General features: G+C 60.3%; 22 protein-coding genes and 1 other annotated feature. Of the genes, 12 read left to right on the forward strand and 10 right to left on the reverse strand.

What is annotated here, in order from left to right:
- Nucleotides 1-17 precede the first annotated feature (17 nt).
- Nucleotides 18-1,292 (forward strand): multifunctional transcriptional regulator/nicotinamide-nucleotide adenylyltransferase/ribosylnicotinamide kinase NadR, encoded by a 1,275-nt coding sequence (nadR, locus tag ACTJJ6_RS14495; RefSeq protein WP_016929160.1) that lies wholly within the window; start codon nt 18-20, stop codon nt 1,290-1,292.
- 133 nt (nt 1,293-1,425) lie between these two features.
- The gene (locus ACTJJ6_RS14500; protein WP_049300119.1) at nt 1,426-2,859 is read left to right on the forward strand and encodes a glycosyltransferase family 39 protein; all 1,434 of its coding nucleotides are present in this window, start codon (nt 1,426-1,428) and stop codon (nt 2,857-2,859) included.
- 31 nt (nt 2,860-2,890) lie between these two features.
- On the opposite strand, the gene ACTJJ6_RS14505 is transcribed toward ACTJJ6_RS14500, so the two are convergent.
- Nucleotides 2,891-3,892 carry a zinc-binding alcohol dehydrogenase family protein gene (locus ACTJJ6_RS14505; protein ID WP_151254332.1) on the reverse strand — a complete coding sequence of 334 codons (1,002 nt, stop codon included), beginning with the start codon at nt 3,890-3,892 and terminating at the stop codon, nt 2,891-2,893.
- Between the two features lie 97 nt (nt 3,893-3,989).
- Here ACTJJ6_RS14505 and ACTJJ6_RS14510 point away from each other — a divergent pair, with 97 nt between their 5' ends.
- On the forward strand, nt 3,990-4,901 hold the full coding sequence (locus ACTJJ6_RS14510; protein WP_016929157.1) for a LysR family transcriptional regulator: 912 nt from the start codon (nt 3,990-3,992) through the stop codon (nt 4,899-4,901).
- A gap of 30 nt (nt 4,902-4,931) precedes the next feature.
- On the opposite strand, the gene ettA is transcribed toward ACTJJ6_RS14510, so the two are convergent.
- From ettA to ACTJJ6_RS14530, 4 genes are all read right to left on the reverse strand, one after another.
- Complete coding sequence (gene ettA, locus ACTJJ6_RS14515; RefSeq protein WP_025159620.1) at nt 4,932-6,599, reverse strand: energy-dependent translational throttle protein EttA; 1,668 nt, start codon at nt 6,597-6,599, stop codon at nt 4,932-4,934.
- Between the two features lie 142 nt (nt 6,600-6,741).
- Nucleotides 6,742-7,239: an OmpA family protein gene (locus ACTJJ6_RS14520; protein WP_016929155.1), complete on the reverse strand. Its 498-nt coding sequence runs from the start codon at nt 7,237-7,239 to the stop codon at nt 6,742-6,744.
- A gap of 38 nt (nt 7,240-7,277) precedes the next feature.
- Nucleotides 7,278-8,525 carry a diguanylate cyclase domain-containing protein gene (locus ACTJJ6_RS14525; RefSeq protein ID WP_016929154.1) on the reverse strand — a complete coding sequence of 416 codons (1,248 nt, stop codon included), beginning with the start codon at nt 8,523-8,525 and terminating at the stop codon, nt 7,278-7,280.
- Nucleotides 8,522-9,127: a YfiR family protein gene (locus tag ACTJJ6_RS14530; protein WP_015376603.1), complete on the reverse strand. Its 606-nt coding sequence runs from the start codon at nt 9,125-9,127 to the stop codon at nt 8,522-8,524. The genes ACTJJ6_RS14525 and ACTJJ6_RS14530 overlap by 4 nt, the downstream gene beginning before the upstream one ends.
- Nucleotides 9,128-9,766: 639 nt before the next feature.
- Between ACTJJ6_RS14530 and sltY the strand changes: the two genes are divergently transcribed.
- Nucleotides 9,767-11,695, forward strand: a complete 1,929-nt coding sequence (gene sltY, locus ACTJJ6_RS14535) for a murein transglycosylase (protein WP_016929153.1) — start codon at nt 9,767-9,769, stop codon at nt 11,693-11,695.
- A 54-nt stretch (nt 11,696-11,749) separates the two neighbouring features.
- Complete coding sequence (trpR, locus tag ACTJJ6_RS14540; protein ID WP_016929152.1) at nt 11,750-12,079, forward strand: trp operon repressor; 330 nt, start codon at nt 11,750-11,752, stop codon at nt 12,077-12,079.
- Between the two features lie 11 nt (nt 12,080-12,090).
- On the opposite strand, the gene yjjX is transcribed toward trpR, so the two are convergent.
- Nucleotides 12,091-12,609 carry an inosine/xanthosine triphosphatase gene (gene yjjX, locus ACTJJ6_RS14545; protein ID WP_004933015.1) on the reverse strand — a complete coding sequence of 173 codons (519 nt, stop codon included), beginning with the start codon at nt 12,607-12,609 and terminating at the stop codon, nt 12,091-12,093.
- Between the two features lie 101 nt (nt 12,610-12,710).
- Here yjjX and gpmB point away from each other — a divergent pair, with 101 nt between their 5' ends.
- Entirely contained in the window at nt 12,711-13,358 is a 648-nt protein-coding gene (gpmB, locus tag ACTJJ6_RS14550; RefSeq protein WP_004933012.1) for a 2,3-diphosphoglycerate-dependent phosphoglycerate mutase GpmB, read from the forward strand.
- On the opposite strand, the gene robA is transcribed toward gpmB, so the two are convergent.
- Nucleotides 13,355-14,224, reverse strand: a complete 870-nt coding sequence (gene robA / locus ACTJJ6_RS14555; RefSeq protein WP_016929151.1) for an MDR efflux pump AcrAB transcriptional activator RobA — start codon at nt 14,222-14,224, stop codon at nt 13,355-13,357. The two genes, gpmB and robA, sit on opposite strands and share 4 nt — an antisense overlap.
- A 342-nt stretch (nt 14,225-14,566) precedes the next feature.
- Here robA and creA point away from each other — a divergent pair, with 342 nt between their 5' ends.
- Complete coding sequence (gene creA / locus ACTJJ6_RS14560; RefSeq protein WP_440802743.1) at nt 14,567-15,046, forward strand: protein CreA; 480 nt, start codon at nt 14,567-14,569, stop codon at nt 15,044-15,046.
- A 51-nt stretch (nt 15,047-15,097) separates the two neighbouring features.
- On the opposite strand, the gene arcA is transcribed toward creA, so the two are convergent.
- Nucleotides 15,098-15,814: a two-component system response regulator ArcA gene (arcA, locus tag ACTJJ6_RS14565; protein WP_004933003.1), complete on the reverse strand. Its 717-nt coding sequence runs from the start codon at nt 15,812-15,814 to the stop codon at nt 15,098-15,100.
- Nucleotides 15,815-16,443: 629 nt separating this feature from the next.
- Here arcA and ACTJJ6_RS14570 point away from each other — a divergent pair.
- The 5 genes from ACTJJ6_RS14570 to thrC all read left to right on the forward strand — a co-directional run bounded on the left by ACTJJ6_RS14570 (nt 16,444) and on the right by thrC (nt 22,175).
- Entirely contained in the window at nt 16,444-17,130 is a 687-nt protein-coding gene (locus tag ACTJJ6_RS14570; RefSeq protein WP_016929150.1) for a tRNA/rRNA methyltransferase, read from the forward strand.
- A 212-nt stretch (nt 17,131-17,342) separates the two neighbouring features.
- The gene (thrL, locus tag ACTJJ6_RS14575; RefSeq protein ID WP_086581142.1) at nt 17,343-17,411 is read left to right on the forward strand and encodes a thr operon leader peptide; all 69 of its coding nucleotides are present in this window, start codon (nt 17,343-17,345) and stop codon (nt 17,409-17,411) included.
- Nucleotides 17,350-17,467: a sequence feature (Thr leader region), on the forward strand. It overlaps the preceding gene by 62 nt.
- A 24-nt stretch (nt 17,468-17,491) precedes the next feature.
- A complete protein-coding gene (gene thrA / locus ACTJJ6_RS14580) occupies nt 17,492-19,951 on the forward strand; it encodes a bifunctional aspartate kinase/homoserine dehydrogenase I (protein WP_016929149.1) in 2,460 nt (819 codons plus the stop codon).
- Between the two features lies 1 nt (nt 19,952).
- A complete protein-coding gene (gene thrB / locus ACTJJ6_RS14585; RefSeq protein ID WP_016929148.1) occupies nt 19,953-20,882 on the forward strand; it encodes a homoserine kinase in 930 nt (309 codons plus the stop codon).
- A 3-nt stretch (nt 20,883-20,885) separates the two neighbouring features.
- Complete coding sequence (gene thrC / locus ACTJJ6_RS14590) at nt 20,886-22,175, forward strand: threonine synthase (RefSeq protein WP_016929147.1); 1,290 nt, start codon at nt 20,886-20,888, stop codon at nt 22,173-22,175.
- Between the two features lie 46 nt (nt 22,176-22,221).
- Here the strand turns inward: thrC and yaaA are convergent, their stop codons facing one another.
- Both yaaA and ACTJJ6_RS14600 read right to left on the reverse strand, forming a co-directional pair.
- Nucleotides 22,222-22,998 carry a peroxide stress protein YaaA gene (gene yaaA, locus ACTJJ6_RS14595; protein ID WP_049300199.1) on the reverse strand — a complete coding sequence of 259 codons (777 nt, stop codon included), beginning with the start codon at nt 22,996-22,998 and terminating at the stop codon, nt 22,222-22,224.
- Between the two features lie 105 nt (nt 22,999-23,103).
- Nucleotides 23,104-24,540 (reverse strand): alanine/glycine:cation symporter family protein, encoded by a 1,437-nt coding sequence (locus ACTJJ6_RS14600; protein WP_016929145.1) that lies wholly within the window; start codon nt 24,538-24,540, stop codon nt 23,104-23,106.
- Nucleotides 24,541-24,884: the final 344 nt, after the last annotated feature.

Genomic DNA, 24,884 nt, shown 5'->3' on the forward strand with positions numbered 1-24,884 from the left:
ATTAAACGGAGGTGGCCATGCCGCAATTTGATTACCTGAAGACGTCCATCAAGCAAAAGGGCTGCACGCTGCAGCAGGTGGCGGATGCCAGCGGCATGACCAAGGGCTATCTGAGCCAGCTTTTGAACGACAAAATCAAAAGCCCGAGCGCGCAAAAACTTGAGGCGCTGCACCGTTTTCTCGGGCTGGAGTTCCCGCGTAAAGAGGTTAAAGTCGGCGTGGTGTTTGGTAAATTTTACCCGCTGCATACCGGCCACATCTATCTGATCCAGCGCGCCTGCAGCCAGGTGGACGAGTTGCACGTTATTTTGTGCCACGACGAACCTCGCGACCGCGAGCTGTTCGAGAACAGTTCAATGTCGCAACAGCCGACGGTCAGCGATCGCCTGCGCTGGCTGCTGCAGACCTTCAAGTACCAGAAAAACATCCATATCCACTCGTTCGACGAGCAGGGCATCGAACCCTATCCGCACGGCTGGAACGTGTGGAGCGACGGCATGAAGGCCTTTATGGAACAGAAGGGCATCGTGCCGAGCTTCATTTATTCCAGCGAAGCGCAGGATGCGCCGCGCTACCGCGAGCATCTGGGCATCGAAACCATTTTGGTCGATCCCGAGCGTTCGTTCATGAACATCAGCGGCAATCAGATCCGCCAGGATCCATTCCGCTATTGGGACTACATCCCGACCGAGGTGAAGCCGTTCTTCGTGCGCACCGTGGCGATCCTCGGCGGCGAGTCGAGCGGCAAATCGACGCTGGTCAACAAGCTGGCCAACATCTTCAACACCACCAGCGCCTGGGAATATGGCCGCGATTACGTGTTCTCGCACCTGGGCGGCGACGAGATGGCGCTGCAATACTCCGACTACGACAAAATTGCCCTCGGGCAGGCGCAATACGTGGATTTCGCGGTCAAGTACGCCAACAAGGTGGCGTTTATCGATACCGATTTCGTCACCACCCAGGCGTTTTGCAAAAAGTACGAGGGGCGTGAACACCCCTTTGTGCAGGCGCTGATCGACGAATACCGTTTCGATCTGGTGATCCTGCTGGAAAACAACACGCCGTGGGTGGCGGATGGCCTGCGCAGCCTCGGCAGCACCGCCGATCGTCTGGCGTTCCAGCGCCTGCTGGAGGAAATGCTGCGCGCCAACGACATCGAGTATGTGCACGTTGAGTCCAGCGATTACGAAGAGCGTTTTCTGCGCTGCGTCGAGCTGGTGCAACAGTTGCTGGCGGCGGACGCCGGCCGGTTGGCGAACGCGCCCGCCCAGCATCACGCCGCAGGCTGAGAAAATTAGCGGAATGTGCGGTCGCGGCGGCAGAAACGGCCGCCCGGGCGCATATTTAACGGCTTGTTTAAACATGGTTCATTCGACAGCGACTACGGTAAGATTTTCTTTACAATAACGCTCAGAAGAAGACATGTCTTATCGCTTGCTCGCTCTTTGGTTGGTCTGCTATGCCGCAGCCTGGACGCTGCTGACTGTTCATCTCGATCCTACCCTGCCTTACGACGCCGTCGAGGCGCTCAACTGGGGCCTCAACGGCGAGTGGGGCTCACCGAAAAACCCGTGGCTGGTCGGGGCGGCGATGCAGCCGGCGATCGGGTTCTCGTGGCTGCCGCTGAACCTGTACTGGTATGGCGGGCACTTCATCGCCATCGCCATCGGCATGCTGGGTGTCTGGCTGTTGGCGCGCCGGCTGAGCGGCAGCACCTCGCTGGCCTGGATGGCGCTGTTGACGCTCAACCTGTCCGGCATCATCAATTTCGACATCATTCCCTACAACGACAATTACCTGTTGGTGATGCTGTGGCCGTGGATGGCGCTGTTTTTCCACCTGGCTATTTCGCGTTCGGCCAACTGGTGGCCGGCCTTCGCGTTGGCCGCCGGGCTGGCGATGATGGCGAAGTACTCGACCTTCGCCTTTGTCTATTTCGCTGCGCTGTCGACGCTATTCGTGCCGCAGATCCGCCGCTGCTATCGCCAGCCGCAGTTCTATCTGGCGGTGGCGATCTGGTTGGCGCTGGTGCTGCCGAACGTGTTCTGGTTGTGGAACCACGACTTTGCCGCCTTCAAGTGGGTGGATTCGCAGATCAAGATGCAGCTCAACCTCGATATGCTGCAGTCGCTGCTGCTGGTGTTCTATCCGTCGCTGGTGCTGTGGGGGATCCTGCGGCGTAGCGGGGCGGTGCTGGCCTGGCCACCGGCGTTGCCGATGCGGGTGTTGCTGTGGGTCTATCTGTTGCCGCTCGGCATCATTACCTTCTGGTTCTCTTTCAACGTCGGCGGCCGGCTGACCGAATGGCTGCAGCCTTTCTTCATGCTGGCGCCCGCGCTGCTGGTCGGTTGCGTGCGCCAGCCGCCGGTGCGTTCGCTGCGCGCGGCAACCATTGGGCTGATGTGTGCGGCGCTGGCGGTCTATCTGGGGTATGCCGCGGTGATGCTGGGCAACGTGCGCAACGCCGGTCAGAAAATGGTGGGTATCAAGGCGTTCAGCGCCGGGGTGGAGCGGCAGTGGCAAGAGCGGTATGGCGTTGAACTGCGCTACGTCGGCGGCGAATACCTGTCGCAGTGGATGACGGTGTACGCCGGTTCCCGGCCGCGGACCATTACGCGTTGGTCCAATCATGCGCGGCCGAATATCTACAACGTCAACATCAGCTATCCGCAGATTGCGCAGCACGGCGTCGCCCTGTTCGGGCGGTTGGGTGAAGACTGCGCGCACAGCGACTTTGGCGGTGAGTTGGCCCACTGGCCGAAGATGCGCCTCGATTGGCAGCAGACGCTGACCTTCCGCGCCGATCCGCAGAGCGACGAGCAGATGCTGTGCGTCGGCTTCGTTCGTCCGCAGTAACGGCGGCGCGCTGCGCCGCCGCGATTCAGGCTCAGTAAGCGATGACCAGCTTGCCTTGCATATGGCCGCCGAGCAGCTGTTGATGCGCGGTGGTCAGCGTGTCTACCGACAGCCCGTGCAGGGTTTCGCTCAGCGTGGTGCTCAGCTTGCCCTCGTCCAGCAGCTGCGCCACCTGCTGCAGGATCTTGCCCTGCTGCGCGATATCCGGGGTGGTGAACATGCTGCGGGTGAACATGAACTCCCAGTGCAGCGCGGCGCTTTTCAGCTTCAGCGCGTTTTGATCCAACGGCTGCGCGTTCTCAACGATGGTGCAGATATGGCCGAGCGGCGCGATCAGTTCGGCCATCGCCGGCCAGTGGCCGTCGGTATCGTTCAGACACAGGATGTAATCCACCTGCTCGATGCCGTGCTGCGCCAGGTTGCCCTTCAGATCGCGGTAGTCCACCACCAGATCGGCGCCGCGCTCACGGCACCAGGCGGCGGATTCAGGTCTTGATGCGGTGGCGATCACTTTCACCTTGCTGCGCAATGCGGCCAGCGGAATGGCCAGCGAGCCGACCCCGCCGGCGCCGCCGATGATCAGCAGCGTCTTGTGCTCCGGCGCGTCCTGAATGTTCAGGTGTTCGAACAGCGCCTCCCAGGCGGTGAGGGCGGTGAGCGGCATGGCGGCGGACTCGGCCCAGTTCAGGCTGCGCGGTTTGTGCGCGGCGATGCGTGAGTCGATCAGTTGGTGACTGCTGTTGCTGCCGGGGCGGGTGATGTCGCCGGCGTACCACACTTCATCGCCGGGCTTGAAGCCGCTGACGCTGCTGCCCACGCCCACCACGATGCCGCTGGCGTCCCAGCCGAGGACGCGCGGCTGCTGCAGGCCGCTTTTCTGCAGGCCGGCGTGCACTTTGGTGTCCACCGGGTTGACCGACGCCGCTTTCACTTCCACCAGCAGATCGTACTGGCCGGGAACCGGCATCTCCGGTGAGATTTCGATGAAACTGGCGGGGTTCTGCGGGTCTACGGCAATGGCTTTTATCGACATGATTGTACTCCTTTCAAATGATGCCCCCAGTGTAGACCCGCGGCAGTGGGGTGATAAGATGGACAATATCTAACGGAGTGTTCGTTTAAGGTGAACAATGGAATTCAAACAGCTGCAGGATATGGCGCTGTTCGCGCTGGTGGCGGAGTGCGGCAGCTTTACCGCCGCCGCGCAGCGCGTGGGGTTGCCGAAATCCAGCGTCAGCCAGCGCATCAGCCAGCTTGAGCAGACGCTGGGGCTGCGCTTGCTCAATCGCACCACGCGCCAGCTGAACCTGACCTTCGCCGGCGAGCGTTATCTGGAGCATTGTCAGGCGATGATGTCCGCTGCCGAACGCGCCGATCTGGCGTTGCAGCGGCTGCGCGATAACCCGAGCGGGCGCCTGCGCATCTCGACGCCGGCCGGGCTGGGGGCGACCCTGGTGGCGCGGCTGGCGGCGGATTTTCAGCGCCAGTATCCGGACGTTTCGCTGGAGGTGTCGGTGTCCGACGCCATGGTGGATCTGGTGCAGGAAGGTTACGACGCCGCGCTGCGCACCGGCAAGCCGCAGGATTCTTCGCTGATCGGCCGACGCCTCGGGTACGCGCCGCGCTATCTGCTGGCGGCGCCGTCCTACCTGGCGCAGCACCCGCCGATCGAACATCCGCAGCAACTGCAGCAGCATCGTTGCATCGCCCACCGCGCCTGGACGGCCTGGAACCTGCGCTGCGGCGATGACTACTATCGTTGGCAGCTGCCGCTGGCGCACACCACCGACAACCTGCTGTATGCGCGCGAATGCGCCATTGCCGGTGCCGGCATCACGTTGCTGCCGGCGTTTCTCAGCCGCGAGGTGGTGGCGCAGAAGCTGTTGGTGGAGGTATTGCCGGCGTGGCGTGCGGAAGGGAACGAGCTGTATCTGGTCTACCCGAGCCGCAAGCTGAACTCCCCGGCGCTGGCTTGTTTCATCGATGTGGTGCTGCAGCACCCGGCGTTCGACGATTACGCGCGCGAGTTGGCGCGGGGGTAAAAAAAGGCGCCGCATGCGGCGCCTTGGGCATTACTTGGCGATCTTTTTGTACTTGATGCGGTGCGGCTCGAGCGCATCGGCGCCCAGCGTGCGCTTCTTGTACTCTTCGTACTCGGTGAAGTTGCCTTCGAAGAATTCCACCTTGCCCTCGTCCTGGTAGTCCAGGATGTGGGTGGCGATACGGTCGAGGAACCAACGGTCGTGCGAGATCACCATGGCGCAGCCAGGGAATTCCAGCAGGGCGTTTTCCAGCGCGCGCAGGGTTTCGATATCCAGGTCGTTGGTCGGTTCATCGAGCAGCAGCACGTTGCCGCCAACCTGCAGCAGCTTGGCCAGGTGCAGACGGCCACGCTCACCGCCGGACAGCTCGCCCACGCGTTTGCCCTGATCGACGCCCTTGAAGTTGAAGCGCCCGACATAGGCGCGGCTCGGCATCTCGGTGTTGCCGATGCGCATGATGTCCTGCCCGCCGGAGACTTCTTCCCAGACGGTTTTCGAACCGTCCATGCTGTCGCGGAACTGATCGACGGAAGCGAGTTTGACGGTGTCGCCCAGCACGATGCTGCCGGAATCAGGCTGCTCCTGACCGGACATCATGCGGAACAGCGTGGATTTACCCGCGCCGTTCGGGCCGATGATGCCGACAATCGCGCCTTTCGGCACCGAGAACGACAGGTCGTCGATCAGCAGGCGGTCGCCATAAGACTTGCGCAGGTTGCTGACTTCGACCACTTTATCGCCCAGGCGCGCGCCAGGTGGAATGAACAGTTCGTTGGTTTCGTTACGTTTCTGGTATTCGGTGTTGTTCAGCTCTTCAAAGCGGGCCAGGCGGGCCTTGCCTTTGGACTGACGGCCTTTGGCGCCCTGACGCACCCACTCCAGCTCTTTCTCGATCGACTTGCGGCGAGCGGCTTCGGCGGACGCTTCCTGCGCCAGACGCGCGTCTTTCTGCTCCAGCCAGGACGAGTAGTTGCCTTCCCACGGAATGCCTTCGCCGCGGTCGAGTTCGAGGATCCAGCCGGCCACGTTATCCAGGAAGTAACGGTCGTGGGTGATCGCCACCACGGTGCCTTCAAAGTCGTGCAGGAAGCGTTCCAGCCAGGCCACGGACTCGGCGTCCAGGTGGTTGGTCGGTTCGTCCAGCAGCAGCATGTCCGGCTTTTCCAGCAGCAGGCGGCACAGCGCGACGCGGCGGCGTTCACCCCCGGACAGGTGGGCGATTTTGGCGTCCCAGTCCGGCAGGCGCAGCGCATCGGCGGCGCGTTCCAGCTGGGCGTTGAGGTTGTGACCGTCGTGCGCCTGAATGATCTCTTCCAGGCGGCCCTGTTCGGCGGCCAGCTTGTCGAAGTCTGCGCCTTCTTCCGCGTACAGCGCGTACACTTCGTCCAGGCGCTTCAGCGCGCCGACCACTTCCGCCAGCGCTTCTTCCACCGATTCACGCACGGTGTGTTCGAGGTTAAGCTGCGGCTCCTGCGGCAGGTAACCGATCTTGATGCCCGGCTGCGGGCGCGCTTCCCCTTCGATATCGGTATCGATGCCGGCCATGATGCGCAGCAGGGTGGACTTACCGGCGCCGTTCAGGCCCAGCACGCCGATTTTTGCCCCAGGGAAGAAGCTCAGGGAGATGTTTTTCAAAATATGACGCTTCGGCGGTACCACCTTGCCGACGCGGTGCATGGTATAGACGTATTGAGCCACGTTGCTCTAAGCCTCTCTATATCAGTATTTATAGGATGTCTGGCGGCATGAGTGTAGCCCGTTTCGATCTCGGATCCCAGACATCGCTCAGCGATCGCCAAGTATAACCGTTTATGCGCCGATAAAGGCGCATATTGGTGGCTTATGGCGTGACGACGATCGCGACGCGGCGGTTTTCCGCGCGGCCGCTGGAGGTGCGGTTATCGGCAACGGGATCGCGCTTGCCCATGCCGCGGGTTTCGATATTGGCGCGCGGAATGCCGACGCTGGCCAGCAGATCGGCCACCGCATCGGCGCGGCGCAGGGAAAGCTGATCGTTATAGCTGTCTTCACCGTAGTTGTCGGTATGGCCGTCCAGGCGGAACTTGGTGATGCCGACGCTCAGCAGCGCACGGCCCATCTTCTGCACCGTCTCGGTGCTTTCCGGGTTCAGCTTGCCGATGTTGTTGCCGAACAGCACCTTATCCGACAGGCCGAACTCCCAGCCGTTATCGGTCAGTTTGAAGCCCTGCGATTGCAGCAGCGCAACCTGCTCGGGCGTCAGGCCCTGCGGTTTGCTCTGGCAGCCGGCGAGCGCCAGCAGGGCGACGAACGCCATCGCCAGCAGTGAAAAACGACCTTTAAACAGTTGCTGTATCATAGTCAAAATCCCTAGTTCAAGTGTTATAGCCGGGGCTCTTATTTATGTATAGCCAGCCGCCAGCCTCCGTTATAACGATGCTTTGCCTGATACATCGCATCGTCAGCTTCGTGCAAAAGACCCTGAGGCGTCGACGCGTGATCAGGGTACAGCGCAATACCGATACTCAGAGAGGTGATGACCGCCTCGTCGTTCGGCAAAATGACCGGTTGCGTCATGCAGTCGATGATGTTGTCAGCGATCTGCAAGACATCTTCCGTGCCGTGTACCGGCGCCAACAGCACGGCGAATTCATCCCCTCCCAGGCGGGCGACCAGATCGGTCTCGCGCAACTGCGCGCGAATGCGCCCGGCAATGGTGGTCAGCACCGCATCGCCTGCGGCGTGGCCGTAACTGTCGTTCACCTCCTTGAAGCGATCGCCGTCGATAAACAGCACCGCCAATTTCGCCGGCGGTTCGATATCGCCCAGCGCCCGGCTCAGCCGCCCTTCGAAGAAGGCGCGGTTCGGCAAGCCGGTCAGGCTGTCGTGCGTCGCCCGGTGAGCCAGCGAGTCGTTTTCCTGTTTCAGATGGGCCTGCCAGGCCTCCAGCTCGTCGAGCAAGCCGTTGAAATCGTTGCTGAGCTCATGCAGCTCGGCGATAGGCGCCGACGGCACCCGCAGGCCGAAAGTGCGATCGCGGCGCACTGCATGCGCCACGTTGGCGATGTCGTCCAGCGAACTGACGATGCCGACCAGCATGCGGCGCGACAACACCAGGGCGCACAGGGTGCTGAGCACCAGGCAGGCGATCATGCCGACCATGCCGCGCAACAGGAAACGCAGCAGGCTGCCGCCGTTGCCGCTCAGCCAGACCTGGCCGACCTGTTTGCCCTCGTGGGTGATAGGCAGAATGACCGGTTCGGGCAGCGCCCAGTGCGCGACGATCTGCTCCAGGCCGTGCAGCGGCCCATCGGTAGGATGGCGCCAGTTGGCCAGCATCTTGCCGTTGTTGTCGAGGATCCGCGCGTCCGACACCTCTTCATTGGAGGATATCAGCATCAGCGCTTCGCGCGCGGCGGTGCGGTCTTCAAACACCACGGCGGCCTCGACGGTATAGCTGATGGAGCGCGCGATCAGGTGCAGGTTGTGATTGGCATAGGCGCGCAGCGCAAACAGCGCCACCAGCGTCAAAAAGATGCCGGCGGTGCCGACGGCGATCAGCGCCAGCCCAAGATGCACACGCTGCAGCACTCGGCCCAGCGTCGGGCGCGCATTGCCGGAGCGGTTTCTACGCAACAGCCTCATAGCGGCGGCGCCTGTTTGCGTGCCAGCTGCAGCACGTTGGGGTGAACGCGCACGCCGCTGCGCGCCAGAGCATCCAGGTTGACCTTGAAGCTGGCCTGGTCCCCATCAATCTGCAGGCAAAATGCGCTGCCGGCGGAGCATTCGCTATCGTTCTCGCTGATGCTGAGAATGGAGTTGCCGGAAATGCGCTGCATGAAATTTTGTCTCTGCGCGGCGGTGATGTTCCCTAAGTAGATGACATCACAGCCGGTACTCAGCGTTGGGCTGTCGAACGGCACGCGCTCGGCTTTAATCGGACGCGGCGCGCTCAGCAGGATCGGATCGAACAGCCCTTCGGCATACTGGGTGGGTGCGGTCACGCACAAGCGGATCGGATTGGGTTCACGCGACCAGCGTGCGTAGCTGATGATGCCTACCACCACGGTCGTCACGGCGTGCGTGCGCTTTTGATAGGGATCAGCGGCGGCGTGCGCAGGCTCGGACAACGTCAGCAGCACCAACAAAACGATCAGCAGCAGGCGGCCGATATTCAGGCGTGCGTCAAGGAAGCCCGGTTCGGGGCTTTTTGCGCAACGCATCGCTATCGCGGTCTTATTCACCATCTTCACCCGCCATTCCGGCCTGATCCACCGCCCGCAGGCCGTGGCCTGACAAGGAAAAATCCGGCCCGCTTGAAGGGACAATCGTTTTGCTGAAAGCTGTCAGTCGCACTGCCTAATGAACACTATCTAACCCATAATTGGCGCGGATTGTATTATAAGATGTCTTCGTTGGGCGCTTTATGTGCTGTTTTCTCGGAATTATCTTACTTATTTTTGATAGTATAAAAATGCCCACCCGGGTTTGCCACCGCTTTTCTGCAAAGTTGGCGCGTTTAGCCTGCTGTCAGGCGATTTGCGCAACGGCGGCGTCATGTCGAAAATGCAATAATGTGATGGCTAATAATTAAAAAGTATTTTACTTCTCCAATAAGTGCCGGGGCAGCTAATAAAAATCCGGTGGCTGGAAATATCCCGCCGGCCTGATTTGTCAGCCAAAGTAAACGTTTTTTACCTGGCCCCCGTCATGGCGATACACTTCTTCTTCTACAGTATTGAATGGATAAGCGATTGCGCTGTCTATGGTAGATATCCGCGTCCGGGCCGTGCGCCCGGCTTTATTTTGTCCCGCGGCGCCGTGGTGCGGCGGTCACCGGGGAGCTGGGCGGCTCCTGCGGTACAACCAGTGAGGAAAGAGCGAGGATGGTCAAGGTGGACAAGCGACGGCTGTTGGCAATGGGCCTGTGTCTGACGGCGTTTTCAGGCGCGGCGCTGGCGGATTCTCTGGATGCGCAACGTCAGCGTTACCAGCAGATCAAACAGGCGTGGGACGGCAATCAAATGGACGTGGTGGCGCAGCTGATGCCGACGCTGCGCGATTACCCGCTTTATCCTTACCTGGAATACCGCGAGCTGACACAGGATCTGAGCCAGGCGGGGTTCTCCGAGGTGAACGACTTTATCAAACGCCACCCGACGCTGCCGCCGGCGAAATCACTGGTGCCGCGCTTCGTCAATGAACTGGCGCGGCGCGAAGACTGGCGCACCCTGTTGGCCTTCAGCGCGCAGCCGCCCAAACCGGTGGCTGCGCGCTGCAACTATTACTACGCCAAATGGGCTACCGGTGACCAGCAGGCGGCCTGGAGCGGCGCCGATGAACTGTGGCTGAACGGCAAAACGTTGCCGAGCGCCTGCGATCGTCTGTTCAGCGTCTGGCGCGGCGCAGGCAAGCAAACGCCGCTGGATATTCTGGCGCGCATGAAGCTGGCGTTGAAAGAGGGTAACAGTTCGCTGGTCAGCAACCTTTACGGCCAGTTGCCGGCCGACTATCAAACCATGGGCAACGCCCTGGTGCGCTTGCAAAACGATCCGACCACCGTGGAAGCCTTCGCCCGCAGCGTGGGGCCGACTGACTTTACCCGTGCCGCCACCGGCATCGCCTTTGAACGCCTGGCGCGGCAGGATGTGGAAAACGCGCGGGCGATGATCCCGACGCTCGCGCGGTTGCAGAAAATGAGCGACGACGAACGGCTGGGGTTGGAAGAGGCGGTGGCCTGGCGCCTGATGGGCAGCGACGCTACCTACGAGCAGGCGCAGTGGCGCGATCAGGTGATTCTGCGCAGCCGTTCGCCTTCGCTGTTGGAGCGCCGAGTACGCATGGCGTTGGGCAACGGCGATCGGCAGGGCGTCGCGACCTGGCTGGCCCGCCTGCCGGAAGAGTCGCGCAACAAGGATGAGTGGCGCTACTGGCGCGCCAGTCAACTGATGGACGAAGGCAAACGCGCCGAAGGCGAGGAGATGTTGCGTAACCTGATGACCGAACGCGGCTTCTATCCGATGGTCGCGGCGCAGAAGCTGAACGCCACTTATCCGGTGATGGTGGCGGTGGCGGCCAAGCCGCGCACGTCGCTGGTCGACGGGCCGGAGGTCGCCCGGGTGCGTGAGCTGATGTACTGGAATATGGACAACCTGGCCCGCAGCGAGTGGGGCTCGTATGTCGCCAGCCGCAGCCGGCCGGAACAAGAAGCGCTGGCGCGCTACGCCTTTGAGCAAAAATGGGCCGATCTGAGCGTGCAGGCGACCATCGTCGGCAAGCTGTGGGATCATCTGGAGGAGCGTTTCCCGGTCGCCTGGCCGCAGGAGTTCCGCCGCGCGACCGATGACAAGGGGATCACCACCAGCTACGCGATGGCGATCGCGCGTCAGGAGAGCGCCTGGAATCCGAAAGCGCAGTCGCCGGTTGGCGCTACCGGCCTGATGCAGGTGATGCCGCGCACCGCGCAGCATACGGTGCAGATGTACAATATTCCCGGCTATGTCGGCCCGAGCCAACTGTTCGATCCGCAGACCAATATTACCATCGGCACCAGCTATCTGGAGTCGGTCTATCAGCAGTTTGGCCGCAACCGCATTCTGTCGAGCGCCGCCTATAATGCCGGCCCGTCGCGGGTGAATACCTGGCTGGGCAACAGCGCGGGGCGGATCGATCCGGTGGCATTTATCGAAAGCATTCCGTTCTCTGAAACCCGCGGCTACGTCAAGAACGTGCTGGCTTATGATGCGTTTTACCGTTATCTGACGCACCGGCCGGCCAAGGTGCTGACCGACGCCGAGTGGCAGAGACGTTATTGATTTTGACGGCCCTATGGTATGCTGCTGTACTAGTTAAATAGTATGGTGGCTGCCATGACGCAATTATCGTTAAACGACCCCGCTCTTTCAGAACAAGGCAATGAGGATTGGCTGCGCTTCGTCGCGCTGCTGCAGAATTCCTTTGCGCAAGAACTGCATCAACCGCTGCTGCAGCTGATGTTGACGCCGGACGAGCGCACCGCGCTGGGCACCCGGGTGCGGATCATTCAGGAACTGATGCGCGGCGAGATGAGCCAGCGCGAGTTAAAAAATGAACTGGGCGCGGGGATCGCCACCATCACCCGCGGATCGAACAGCCTGAAAGCGGCTTCACCCGCGCTGAAACAGTGGCTTGAGCAGCAGCTGTTGCACGACGCGCCCTAGCAGACTCAGCGTTATTGCTGATAGATGGCGTTGTGGAACGGCACCAGCGCCAGCAGCAGCGCCTGGTGGTAAACGCTGGTGCGGCTCAGCCGGCCGTCGGTGAAGACGCCGATGGCGCCGCCCTGACGTTTCACCTCGGCGTTGCCGGTGATCGCCGCCATTTCGCTGCCCAATTCGCGACCGGCGCGAATACCTTGTAAGATGACCTCCGGCAGCATCAGGCTCGCCGAGCGGGATTCGCCACGGATGTGCGGGTTCTCGATGGTCATCCAGGCGAAGGTCATATTCTCTTCAATCCCGGCTTCCACGCCGACCCAAAAATCGGCCTCGGGCCTGACCTGGCGCGCTTCCATGACGCGTTGACGCGAACCGGTGCGGGTTTCGTGGTTGCCTATCGGCTGCAGCGAGACGCCGCTGGCGACGTCAACGGATTCAATGCGGTATTGGCCCGCGCCAAAGACGTCATCGAAGGCGAGTTGAATAGCCTTGATCTTTGCCGGGTTGGTAGTTGCAGCGACAACATGGTACATAACGGGTTTGATATCCTTCTGGCCGATACGCCGGGCAGCGGCAAAAGCGCCACCGGGCCGGGGATAAATGCAAATTTCACGCAGTATAACGGAAAACAAAAATGTTACAGGTATACCTCGTTCGCCATGGCGAAACGGAATGGAACGCGGCTCGCCGTATCCAGGGTCAGTCCGACAGCCCGTTAACCGCCATGGGGGAACACCAGGCCCGTCTGGTCGCCAGGCGCGTCAGCAAAGAAGGCATTACGCACATCATTACCAGCGATCTGGGGCGCACGCGGCGCACCGCGCAGATCATCGCCGACGCCTGTGGCTGCGAAGTGATTAGCGATCCGCGTTTGCGTGAGCTGCACATGGGGGTTCTGGAAGAACGCCTGATCGACAGTTTGACGCCGCAGGAAGAGCAGTGGCGCAAACAGATGGTCGATGGTACTCCTGACGGCCGTATCCCTCAAGGCGAATCCATGGAGGAGCTGGGCGAGCGCATGCGCGCCGCGCTGGAGAGTTGCCTGATGCTGCCTGAAGGCAGCAAGCCGCTGCTCGTCAGTCATGGCATCGCGTTGGGGTGTTTGATCAGTACGGTGCTGGGGCTGCCGGCCTATGCGGAACGCCGTCTGCGCTTGCGCAACTGCTCACTGTCGCGCGTCGATCACCAGCAGAGCCCTTGGCTGGCTTCCGGCTGGATCGTGGAAACGGCGGGCGATGTCACGCATTTGGACATGCCCGCGTTGGACGAACTGCAGCGTTAACGCCGAATCGGGATCAGGTAATCGCACTTGATCTCGATAGGCGCCTGATGCGGACGGCGCTCGCCTTTCGGATAGAAGCGTTCGATGTCGTGCCCTTTGCGGCGCGTCAGCTGGAGCGCCGGCAGGCAGGTGCCGTAGACCGTCAGAATAAAGTCTTGCAGTCCCTCGGTGGGCCCTTCGTAGCTGAACATCGCAAACTCACCGCCCGGCAACACCAGCGGCTGGCCTTCCTGTACCTTGTCAGGCACCTGATCCGGCTCCAGCGCCGTGGTGTACAGCACTTCCTGTTCGTCGTCCTTCTCTTGGCTCGGTCGCGAGTGGTGCAGCCCGTACAGCACCGGCGGCAGGGTTTCGACGTCACCGAGGAACTGACGCCAGAACTGTGAGCGCAGTTCGGTGCGCACGGTGGTGATCTGTTCCAGCGTACAGGAGTAGCTCTGGGTCAGGCCGACCAGGCGCTTGTCCGGCAGCGAGACGAATTCCGGCTGCGGCAGGGTGAAGGCTCCCAGACGGATCGGCGGACAGATGCCGAATGCGTTCCAGTCTTCGGCGCGGCGGTACAGCGCCGGCGTCTGCGCAAACTGTTTTTTGAAGGCGCGGGTGAAGGTCTGCTGCGAGTCGAAGCGATATTGCAGGGCGATATCCAAAATCGGCCGGCTGGTCAAACGCAGCGCGACGGCGGCTTTGGACAGCCTCCTTGCCCGGATGTAAGCACCGATGGCGTTACCGGTAATATCTTTGAACATCCGTTGCAGATGCCATTTGGAGTAGCCTGCCTTGGCCGCCACGTTATCCAGCGACAAGGGTTGGTCCAAATGGCTTTCCAGCCAGCTAAGCAGATCACGAATGATACCGGCTTGATCCATAGATCTTCCTCGTAAAGCTTGGGGGTAGGAACCCGAACTGTTGATTCGTCACGCTGGTGCTGCGCTATCAGACCGATCCATGAGCCATTATGCGTTGCACTCTTTGCCTCTGCTGCGCATGCCGCGCCAGAGTTGGATTGGGGTACACCGTAGTGGGCGCAAAGAAATAACGACGCCGCATCATAGCAATTTTTTTACTCCGCGACTCTCAAAGATTTTTGTCACGCTCTGTGCTAAAACGGACGGTGCGGACCCGTAAAAAACCGATTCCGTGAGCTTAGACATAAATAATGGCGACCGCCGAACCTATTTTTGCAGCAAGGTTATACCGGAGTTAAGTAAATGAAAAAAAGCTGGATATTTTTATTCGGTTTGGTTTGCGCAACCGTTGGCAGCGCGCAGGCGGAGCAGGTGGGCTCCGTTGATACGGTGTTTAAATTGTTGGGGCCGGACCACAAAATCGTGGTGGAAGCGTTCGACGATCCGGACGTTAAAAATGTAACTTGTTATATCAGCCGCGCCAAAACCGGCGGCATTAAAGGCGGCCTGGGGCTGGCGGAGGACACTGCCGACGCGGCCATTTCCTGCCAACAGGTGGGGCCTATCGAGCTGAGCGACAAGATCAAAAACGGCAAGGCGGAAGGCGATGTGGTGTTCCAGAAACGCACCTCGCTGGTGTTCAAGAAGTTGCAGGTGGTGCGCTTCTATGACACCAAGCGCAATTCGTTGATTTACCTGAGCTACTCCGACAAGGTGATCGACGGTTCGCCGAAGAACGCGATGAGCGCGGTGCCGATCATGCCGTGGGCTGAGACGAAATAAAAAAACGGGGTTCAGCATGCTGAACCCCGTTTTCATGACGGCAGGCCGGAATTACTCTTCCAGATCGCCGCAGAAGCGGTAGCCTTCGCCGTGAATGGTGGCGATGATTTCCGGCGTGTCCGGCGTCGATTCGAAGTGTTTGCGAATGCGACGGATGGTGACGTCCACGGTGCGGTCATGCGGCTTCAGCTCGCGGCCGGTCATTTTCTTCAGCAGTTCGCCGCGCGACTGGATCTTGCCCGGGTTTTCGCAGAAGTGCAGCATGGCGCGGAATTCGCTGCGCGGCAGCTTGTATTGTTCGCCGGCCGGGCTGATCAAAGAACGGCTGTTGATGTCCAGCTCCCACCCATTGAACTTGTAGCTCTCGACCAGGCGGCGCTCTTCGCCCAGGCTGCCCAGGTTCATGGTGCGCGACAGCAGGTTGCGCGCGCGGATGGTCAGCTCTCGCGGGTTGAACGGCTTGGTGATGTAATCGTCGGCGCCGATTTCCAGGCCGAGGATTTTGTCCACTTCGTTATCGCGACCGGTCAGGAACATCAAGGCGACGCTGGCCTGTTCACGCAGTTCGCGCGCCAACAGCAGGCCGTTTTTGCCTGGCAGGTTGATGTCCATGATGACCAGATTGATATCATTTTCAGACAGGATATTGTGCATCTCTGCACCATCATTGGCTTCATGAACAATGTAGCCTTCCGCCTCGAAAATGCTCTTCAGGGTGTTACGAGTGACTAACTCGTCTTCGACAATCAGAATGTGCGGGGTCTGCATATTTGCTACCTAAAATTGCCAACAAAATAGAAAATCGGAAGTACAGAAGTCTTTGTTTTCTTAGAGGAGGGCAGAGATAGCGCCACGTTCCCTCTCAGCAAATGACTAAAGTACGTAAACTCGTTCTTGATGCACTTTCCATCTCATGTCAACAAGATCGCTAGCCTGGTGGGGATGCTGTTCCCTACAACCCCTGGGATGCCGAAACGGCGCATATCCTAACCCCATTAACAGCAATATAACAGCGCGTGCCGAATTCATCACCCAACAAAACTACGCTTTGTTGACATATATCAAATTCAATTGTAGCACGTTAACAGATTTGTGAAAAACACTTACAGAAATGCCAGTTTAAGTCACAGAACCTCAAATTCTGTGAACGATTCAGCATTATCCGGCCCGATAGGATACAATTATTCGCTTATTGATCATCGCGTTGTTTTAACTTATTGATAAATAAACGCAGTAAAACATAAGCGCGAATAATGACTATTACGATGGGTTTATTAGCGCAACGAGCCGTTTAATCTTGTTTGTTGCTATTAACGCGTTTATTGTTACTTAATTGTAAATATAAGCGGGCGCTGCGCCATCGTCAAAAACGCAGGCCCGCCTTCGGTGGAAGAGTGATGCAGCTTCATATTGTTTTAGTGGCTCCGGCGCGGCCGGAAAATGTTGGCGCGGCGGCGCGCGCGATGAAAACCATGGGCTTCACGTCGTTGCGCATCGTTGACAGCGAGGCGCACCTGCAGCCGGCGGCGCGCTGGGTGGCGCACGGTGCCGGCGAGATCCTCGACGGCGTGCAAACGTTCGCCACGCTAGAGCAGGCGCTGGCGGGCGTGGATTTTACCGTCGCCACTACCGCCCGCAGCCGCGCGCGCTTTCACTACTACTGTACGCCGCCCGAACTGCTGGAACAGCTGAGCGAGCGTAAGCAGTGGGTCGGCCAGGCCGCGCTGGTGTTCGGCCGCGAAGATTCCGGCTTGACCAACGAAGAGCTGGCGTTGGCGGACTTGCTGACCGGCGTGCCGATGCAGGCGGACTATCCGTCGCTTAACCTGGGCCAGGCGGTGATGGTGTACTGCTACCAGCTGGCTAGCCTGATGGGTGTCAATACGCCACAGGAAACGGCGGCGTCGGAAGGGCAGCTTAAGGCGCTGCGCCGCCGCGCCGATGCCTTGTTGAGCGCATTGGATGTCGGCGATGACCAAAAATTGCGCGACTGGCTGCACCAGCGCCTCGGCGCGCTGCAACAGCGAGATACGGCGATGCTGCATACGCTGCTGCACGACATCGAAAAAAAACTCGCCAAGTGATAGCGGCTCCATCAGACGGTTACCCAGCGTGATCCACTAGTAAATAGGCTTTAAGTTGTTTTTTTGTTCTGTCATTTTGCTTTTCACCTGTTGCATCGCGCATTACCGCCGCTGAACGGAAAATAAGCAAAAAAAAGAAATAGTTTGACTTGGGATAGCGATTGCTTTAACCAATAGAGGGGACAGAGTATTTCATGAGACAGACAGACAACATGCGCAACATCAGCCTGAAAACCACAATTATTACCACCACCGATACCACAGGTAACGGGGCGGGCTGACGCGCACAGGAAACACAGAAAAAAGCCCGCACCTAATCAGTGCGGGCTTTTTTTTCGGCTTAAATTCGGAGAGATCACACATGCGAGTGCTGAAATTTGGCGGAACCTCGGTGGCGAATGCAGAACGTTTTCTGCGCGTCGCCGACATCATGGAGAGTAATGCGCGTCAAGGGCAGGTAGCCACGGTCTTGTCCGCCCCCGCAAAGATCACCAACCATCTGGTGGCGATGATCGACAAAACGGTGGCGGGCCAGGACATTCTGCCGAATATCAGCGACGCCGAGCGGATCTTTGCCGACCTGCTGAGCGGGCTGGCGCAGGCGCTGCCGGGCTTTGAATACGATCGCCTGAAAGGCGTGGTCGATCAGGAATTCGCGCAGCTCAAACAGGTGCTGCACGGCGTCTCGCTGCTGGGGCAGTGCCCGGACAGCGTGAACGCGGCGATCATCTGCCGCGGCGAAAAACTCTCCATCGCCATCATGGAAGGGGTGTTCCGCGCCAAGGGCTACCCGGTCACGGTGATCAACCCGGTGGAGAAACTGCTGGCGCAGGGCCACTACCTGGAGTCTACCGTGGATATCGCCGAGTCCACGCTGCGCATCGCCGCAGCGGCGATCCCGGCCGACCACATCGTGCTGATGGCCGGTTTCACCGCCGGTAACGATAAGGGTGAGCTGGTGGTGCTGGGCCGCAACGGCTCCGACTATTCCGCCGCGGTGCTGGCCGCCTGCCTGCGCGCCGACTGTTGCGAAATCTGGACCGACGTCGACGGCGTATATACCTGCGATCCGCGCACCGTGCCGGACGCCAGGCTGCTGAAATCGATGTCGTACCAGGAGGCGATGGAGCTTTCCTATTTCGGCGCCAAAGTGCTGCACCCTCGCACCATCACGCCGATTGCCCAGTTCCAAATCCCTTGCCTGATTAAAAACACCTCTAACCCGCAAGCCCCCGGCACGCTGATCGGCAAAGACAGCACCGATGACGCAATGCCGGTGAAAGGCATCACCAACCTGAACAATATGGCGATGATCAACGTCTCCGGCCCGGGCATGAAAGGCATGGTCGGCATGGCCGCGCGGGTGTTCGCCGTGATGTCGCGCGCCGGCATTTCGGTGGTGCTGATCACCCAATCCTCTTCCGAATACAGCATCAGCTTCTGCGTGCCGCAGGGCGAACTGCAGCGCGCCCGCCGCGCGCTGGAGGAGGAGTTCTATCTGGAATTGAAAGACGGCGTTCTGGATCCGCTGGACGTCATGGAGCGCCTGGCGATCATCTCGGTGGTCGGCGACGGCATGCGCACCCTGCGTGGCATTTCCGCGCGCTTCTTCTCCGCGCTGGCGCGCGCCAACATCAATATCGTCGCCATCGCCCAGGGCTCTTCCGAACGTTCAATCTCGGTGGTGGTCAGCAATGACTCCGCTACCACCGGCGTGCGCGTCAGCCACCAGATGTTGTTCAACACCGATCAGGTGATCGAAGTGTTCGTCATCGGCGTCGGCGGCGTCGGCGGGGCGCTGATCGAGCAGATCTACCGCCAGCAGCCGTGGCTGAAACAAAAACATATCGATCTGCGGGTGTGCGGCATCGCCAACTCGCGCGTGATGCTGACCAACGTGCATGGCATCGCGTTGGACAGCTGGCGCGACGAGCTGGCCGGCGCGCAGGAGCCGTTCAATCTCGGCCGCCTGATCCGGCTGGTGAAGGAGTATCACCTGCTGAACCCGGTGATCGTCGACTGTACCTCCAGCCAGGCGGTGGCCGATCAATATGTGGACTTCCTGGCGGACGGCTTCCATGTGGTAACGCCGAACAAAAAGGCCAACACCTCGTCGATGAACTATTATCAGCAACTGCGCGCGGCCGCGGCCGGTTCGCACCGCAAGTTCCTGTACGACACCAACGTCGGCGCCGGTTTGCCGGTGATTGAGAACCTGCAAAACCTGCTGAACGCCGGCGATGAGCTGGTGCGCTTCTCCGGCATCCTGTCCGGCTCGCTGTCCTTTATCTTCGGCAAGCTGGACGAAGGGCTGTCGCTGTCGGCGGCGACCCTGCAGGCCAGAGCCAATGGCTACACCGAGCCGGATCCGCGCGACGATCTGTCCGGTATGGACGTGGCGCGCAAGCTGCTGATCCTGGCGCGCGAGGCCGGTTACAAGCTGGAGCTGAGCGATATCGAGGTCGAGCCGGTGCTGCCGCCGTCCTTCGACGCGTCGGGCGACGTGGACCATTTCCTGGCGCGTCTGCCGGAACTGGATAAAGAGTTCGCGCGCAACGTGGCCAATGCCGCCGAGCAAGGCAAGGTGCTGCGCTATGTCGGTCTGATCGACGAAGGGCGCTGTAAGGTGCGCATCGAGGCGGTGGACGGCAACGATCCGTTGTATAAAGTGAAGAACGGCGAGAACGCGCTGGCCTTCTACAGCCGTTATTATCAGCCGCTGCCGCTGGTGCTGCGCGGCTACGGCGCCGGTAACGATGTGACCGCAGCGGGCGTGTTCGCCGATCTGCTGCGCACACTGTCATGGAAGTTGGGAGTTTAATATGGTTAAGGTGTATGCACCGGCCTCGATCGGTAACGTTAGCGTCGGTTTCGATGTGCTGGGCGCGGCGGTTTCGCCGATCGACGGCACGCTGCTGGGCGACTGCGTCAGCGTGGAAGCCGCCGAGACGTTCAGTTTGCAGAATGCCGGGCGCTTCGTCAGCAAGCTGCCGGCCGAGCCGAAAGAGAACATCGTTTATCAATGCTGGGAGCGTTTCTGCCAGGAGATCGGCCGCGAAGTGCCGGTAGCGATGCGGCTGGAAAAGAACATGCCGATCGGCTCGGGGCTGGGCTCCAGCGCTTGTTCGGTGGTGGCCGGGCTGATGGCGATGAACGAATTTTGCGATCGCCCGCTGGATAAGACGACGCTGCTCGGCCTGATGGGCGAGCTGGAAGGCCGCATTTCCGGCAGCGTGCATTACGACAACGTGGCGCCCTGCTATCTGGGCGGCCTGCAGCTGATGCTGGAAGAGGAAGGCATTATCAGCCAGGAGGTGCCGTGCTTCGACGATTGGCTGTGGGTCATGGCCTATCCGGGCATCAAGGTCTCCACCGCCGAAGCGCGCGCCATTTTACCCGCGCAATACCGTCGTCAGGATTGCATCAGCCACGGCCGCTATCTGGCCGGCTTTATTCATGCCTGCCATACCCGGCAGCCGCAGTTGGCCGCCAAATTGATGCAGGACGTGATCGCCGAACCGTACCGCACTCGTCTGCTGCCGGGCTTCGCCGAAGCGCGCAAGGCGGCGCAGGACATCGGCGCGTTGGCCTGCGGGATCTCCGGCTCCGGCCCGACGCTGTTCGCCGTCTGCAATGACGGCGCCACCGCGCAGCGCATGGCCGCCTGGCTGCAACAACACTATCTGCAAAACGACGAAGGTTTTGTTCATATTTGCCGTCTGGATACCGCAGGCGCTCGACTACTGGGATAACGCATGAAACTGTACAACCTTAAGGATCACAACGAGCAGGTCAGCTTCGCGCAGGCGATCAAACAAGGCCTGGGCAAGCAGCAGGGGCTGTTCTTCCCGCTGGAGCTGCCGGCGTTCGAACTGACCGAGATCGACCACCTGCTGGAGCAGGACTTTGTCACCCGCAGCAGCCGTATTCTGTCGGCCTTTATCGGCGAAGAGGTGCCGGAGGCGGCGCTGAAGAAACGCGTGCAGGCCGCCTTTGAGTTCCCGGCGCCGGTGGCGAAAGTGACGGAAGACGTCTCCTGCCTGGAGCTGTTCCACGGCCCGACGCTGGCGTTCAAAGACTTTGGCGGCCGCTTTATGGCGCAGATGCTGGCGGAAGTGGCCGGCGATCAGCCGGTGACCATTCTGACCGCCACCTCCGGCGACACCGGCGCCGCCGTGGCGCACGCCTTCTACGGCCTGAAAAACGTCCGGGTGGTGATCCTCTACCCGCAGGGCAAAATCAGCCCGTTGCAGGAGAAACTGTTCTGCACCCTGGGCGGCAACATTCACACCGTGGCGATCGACGGCGACTTCGACGCCTGTCAGGCGCTGGTGAAGCAGGCGTTTGACGATCAGGAATTGAAAGATGCGCTGCACCTGAACTCGGCCAACTCGATCAACATCAGCCGTTTGCTGGCGCAGATCTGTTACTACTTCGAAGCGGTGGCGCAGCTGCCGCAGGAAGCGCGCAATCAGCTGGTGATTTCGGTGCCGAGCGGCAACTTCGGCGATCTGACCGCCGGGCTGCTGGCCAAGTCGCTGGGTCTGCCGGTGAAGCGCTTCATCGCCGCCACCAACGCCAACGATACCGTGCCGCGCTTCCTGACCAGCGGCCAGTGGCAGCCGCACGCCACGGTCGCGACGCTGTCCAACGCCATGGACGTCAGCCAGCCAAACAACTGGCCGCGTGTGGAAGAGCTGTTCCGTCGTAAGGTCTGGCAGCTGAAAGAGCTGGGCCACGCGGCGGTCAGCGATGAGACCACCAGGGAAACGATGCGTGAGCTGGCCGAACTGGGCTATGTCTCCGAACCGCACGCGGCCATCGCCTACCGCGCGCTGCGCGATCAGCTGCAGGAAGGGGAGTTTGGTCTGTTCCTTGGCACCGCGCATCCGGCCAAGTTTAAAGAGAGCGTGGAAGCGATCCTCGGCCAGGAACTGCCGTTGCCGAAAGCGCTGGCGTTGCGGGCCGATCTGCCGCTGTTGTCGCACACGCTGCCGGCCAGTTTCGGCGAGCTGCGCACGTTCCTGATGGCACTTCCGGCCTGAAATTCGGCAGGTTAGAATGCGAAAAGCCGTCTTGCGACGGCTTTTTTTATGCCTGCTCCGGGCGCTTGAACACCAGTTCATTGCCCTGCGAGGCGGCTTCGTCGAAGGCGTAGCCTTCCAGGTTGAAGTCCACCAACTGCTCGCTGCGCGTCAGGCGGTTCTTGATGATAAAGCGGCTCATCAACCCGCGCGCTTTCTTGGCGTAGAAGCTGATGACCTTGAACTTGCCGTTCTTCTCGTCGAGGAACACCGGTTTGATCAGCGAGCCGTGCAGCTTGGCCGGCTTCACCGCTTTGAAATACTCGTCGGACGCCAGGTTGACCACCACGTCGTCGCCCTGTTGCTCCAGCGCTTCGTTGAGCTTTTTGGTGATCTGATCGCCCCAGAAGCTGTACAGATCTTTGCCCTTCGGGTTTTCCAGCTTGATGCCCATCTCCAGCCGATACGGCATCATCAGATCGAGCGGGCGCAGCACCCCATACAGGCCGGACAGCATGCGCAGATGCTGTTGGGCGAAGTCGAAATCGGCTTCGCTGAAATCCTGCGCCTGCAGGCCGGTGTAAACGTCGCCCTTGAACGCCAGCAACGCCTGACGGGCGTTGTCCGGGGTAAATGCCGGCTGCCACTCGCTAAAGCGCGCGGCGTTCAGGCCGGCCAGCTTGTCGCTGATGCTCATCAGGCTGGCGATTTGCGCCGGCGTCAGCTTGCGGCAAATGTTGATAAGCCGCTGAGACTTGTCCAGCAGTTCGGGTTGCGTGAAGCGTTTTGTCGCCAGCGGGCTGTCGTAATCGAGCGTTTTTGCAGGGGAAATAATAACGAGCATGGCCAGATCCTGTTTATCCAAGTGCGGGTACTGTAGCAAAAAGCGCAGGAAAAAGCGGCAATCGGTCCAATAGGCGGGGCGCGCATCGCACGCGCCCCGGAAAACTCAGCGCGGCGGCTTTTGATCGTCCCACACGCCCGGCTCCAGCTGCGATTTCAGCTCCGGGAATCGGGTGGCGTCGAAGGTTGGTAGCTTGCCCAAGCGGCGCTGGCGATGGTAGTCGTCGGCCAGTTTCAGCGCCACCCGCGACAGCAGCAGGATCGCCGTCAGGTTGGTGATCGCCATTAGCGCCATGGAGGTATCCGCCATTTTCCACACCAGCGGCAGCTCCGCCAGCGCCCCGAACATCACCATGCCCAGCGCCACACAGCGGAAAATCAGCAGGCCGCCCGGATGATTGTGTTCGAGGAACACCAGGTTGCTTTCGGCATAGGCGTAGTTGGCGATGATCGAGGTAAAGGCGAAGAAGAAGATGGCGATGGCGACGAACGGCGTTCCCCAACTGCCGACGGCGGTCGACAGCGCGCGCTGGGTCAGATCGATGCCGCTGATGCTGTCGGTCGGCTGATCGAGAATGCCGGAGGAGAGGATGATCGCCGCGGTGGCGCTGCAGATGACGATGGTGTCGATAAATACCCCGAGCATTTGCACGTAGCCCTGCGAAGCGGGATGCGGCGGATAAGGCGAGGCGGACGCCGCCGCGTTGGGCGCCGATCCCATGCCGGCTTCGTTGGAGAACAGGCCGCGCTGCACGCCCTGGGTCATCGCCTGGGAGATGCCGTAACCGACGGCGCCGGCCGCGGCTTCCTGCAGGCCGAAGGCGCTTTTGAAGATCAGCGCCAGGATCGCCGGCATGTGTTCGATGTTATGGCCAATCACCCAGAGGGCCAGCAACAGGTAGGCGCCGGCCATCAGCGGCACCACCAGCTCGGCCACTTTGGCGATGGAACGGATGCCGCCGAAGATCACCACGCCGCTCAGCAGCACCAGACCGATGCCGACGTGCAGCGGTTGCAAATGGAAGGCGACGGCGGAGGCTTGCGCGATGGAGTTGGCCTGCACGGCGTTGAATACCAGACCGAACGCGATGATCAGGAAGATCGAGAACAGCACGCCCATCCAGCGCATGCCGAGGCCTTTTTCCATGTAATAGGCCGGGCCACCGCGGTAGTTGCCGTTGTCGTCTTTGGTTTTATAGAGCTGAGCCAGCGAGCTTTCCACAAATGAGGTGGCCATGCCGATAAACGCCACCACCCACATCCAGAAGATGGCACCGGGGCCGCCGGCGGTCAGGGCGATGGCGACGCCGGTCAGGTTGCCGGTGCCGACGCGCGCCGCCAGCGTGGTGCACAGCGCCTGGAAAGAGGAGATGCCGGCGCTGTCGCTTTTATTGCTGTTTTTCAACACCGAGAACATGTGGCTGAAGTGGCGAAGCTGGATAAAGCGGGTACGCAACGTGAAGTAGATGCCGGTGCCGAGCAGCAGATAAATCAGCACTGACCCCCACAAAATGTTGTTTATAAAATTCATCAGGTCCGTCAAGGGATCCCTCCTCTTATCGAAATGTCATGCGCACCTTGCAGCATCCACCGCAGGTGAAAAACATTGGCCTATTTTTTACAAGAGCTTAGCTGGAATCTGTCCGGCGTCAGTCGATTAAGATTTTTCGCAGATTAGCGGACGAATTGCATCAATTTTTTCGAATTTAACATAATTTATTCGGGCGATAGCACGTTATTGCCTTTCCATCCGCTCGGTAATGGCGAAAGATATCGGCGTAAACGGTTGCTCGCCCAAGGATAAAACAGATGCTTGCGCGCCGCGGTTTTCCAGCCTTGCGCCGGGCTTGGCGCATGTTATTATCAGGGCAGGGCATGGTTGAACAA

The organism is Serratia sp. 22278, from assembly GCF_052045405.1.
Lineage (GTDB): Bacteria > Pseudomonadota > Gammaproteobacteria > Enterobacterales > Enterobacteriaceae > Serratia > Serratia marcescens.